Source organism: Alteromonas sp. DY56-G5, assembly GCF_041414725.1.
GTDB classification, from domain to species: domain Bacteria; phylum Pseudomonadota; class Gammaproteobacteria; order Enterobacterales; family Alteromonadaceae; genus Alteromonas; species Alteromonas macleodii.
The window spans coordinates 1-1,585 of sequence record NZ_JANHZQ010000111.1 but is presented as its reverse complement, the minus strand read 5'-3'; the positions used below and the strand labels follow the sequence as shown (position 1 = coordinate 1,585).

Below are 1,585 nucleotides of genomic sequence, written 5' to 3'. Positions count from 1 at the left end.
CTAGACACAATGACTCCCTGTAAAAGTGCTAGCCCCCGCATTTTCGTGGGTTAACTTTTCAGCCAGAGCCATAATTAGTTTGTTCAATACTAAATCAATTTGGAGGCTAGCATGAACAAACATAGCATGATTTTTATAGGGTTGGATACGCATAAAGAGTTTCATGAGGTTGCTTATTGTGAGGAACAGCGTGGGGCGAGTCCGGTTCATTATGGCCGTATCTCTTCTTCCAAAGTCAGTGTCAAAAAGCTGCTACGTCAGTTTGAATCTAAATATCCCGGCTCGACACTGCACGTGGTTTATGAAGCAGGACCGTGTGGTTATTGGATTTATCGGCTGATAACGAGCTTGGGGCATTGTTGCTATGTTGTGGCACCGTCTCTTATTCCAAAAAAGCCAGGAGAGCGAATTAAAACCGACCGACGGGATGCCCTTAAGCTCGTTAGGTCACTAAAGTCTGAAGACCTTACCCCCATCTATGTACCAGAGCCGGAGGACGAAGCTGTACGGGATTTATCTCGAGCTCGAGAAGCCGCAATGAAGGATTTAAAGGAAGCCAAGTACCAGCTTAAAGCGTTACTGCTTCGCAGCAACATACGCTATGAAGGCACTGCTAACTGGTCGAAGAAGCACCTTCGCTGGCTTACAGAATTGATATTGCCTCATCCGGCGCAGCAAATAGTTTTGCAGGAACAATTGCAAACCATAGAAGAGCGCATCCGTCGACTGGAAAGGCTAGATAATGAATTAACTCACCACGTTCATCAATGGCGTTATTATCCAGTAGTGAAAGCCATTCAAGCGATGCGCGGTGTTCGATTATTAGTCGCCGTTGGTGTTGTGGCGGAACTCGGTGATCTACATCGCTTCGACCACCCAAGAAAGCTCATGGCTTATCTGGGCTTAGTTCCCAGTGAACAATCATCAGGTGGAAAGCGACACTTAGGAGCCATTACCAAAGCCGGCAACGGCAGAGCAAGGCGTTTACTGATTGAAGGAGCGCATAGCTACCGGTATCCAGCGAATGTCTCTACCGAATTACAGTTAAGGCAAGAAGGTTTATCCAAAGACATTGTTGATATCGCCTGGAAAGCTCAGCTGCGTTTGTGCAAACGCTATCAGCGCATGAGTAAAAAGGGTAAACACTACAATTTAATCATTACCGCGATAGCCAGAGAAATGGCCGCATATATCTGGGCTATCGCAAAAGAAGTGGTACTTACACCGGTTAATCCAAAACTAAGGCTGAGCCGAGTACCTGCATGATAAACGAGTTTGAGCTAACGCATTCGGATCAGGCCGCGGAATGTGGCACAACCTACGAGGGCGTTATGATGGCAATCACTTAATCATGATTGATCCACGAGCCTAGACTGATGAGAAGGTGCTACGGCGGAACATGTAAGGTCAGCTCTGCTCATTCAACGAATGAGTAACCTACGAATACCAGCATACTAACCGACGACATTACTGCCTCACCCGGTGCGTTAGTTCATTTATTATGAGCGAAAAACAAAGCTAATTATGGGCTGAAAGAGTGTCAGGGAAGCGCTCGTTCAGGGTTGACAAAGGGAGTCATACCAAC

At 46.6% G+C, this 1,585-nt stretch carries 1 protein-coding gene; it reads left to right on the top strand.

Translation table 11 applies throughout. The features are described from left to right. Positions 1–111: 111 nt before the first annotated feature. Positions 112–1,266, top strand: a complete 1,155-nt coding sequence (locus NO989_RS21745; RefSeq protein WP_061439346.1) for an IS110 family transposase — start codon at positions 112–114, stop codon at positions 1,264–1,266. Positions 1,267–1,585 lie beyond the last annotated feature (319 nt).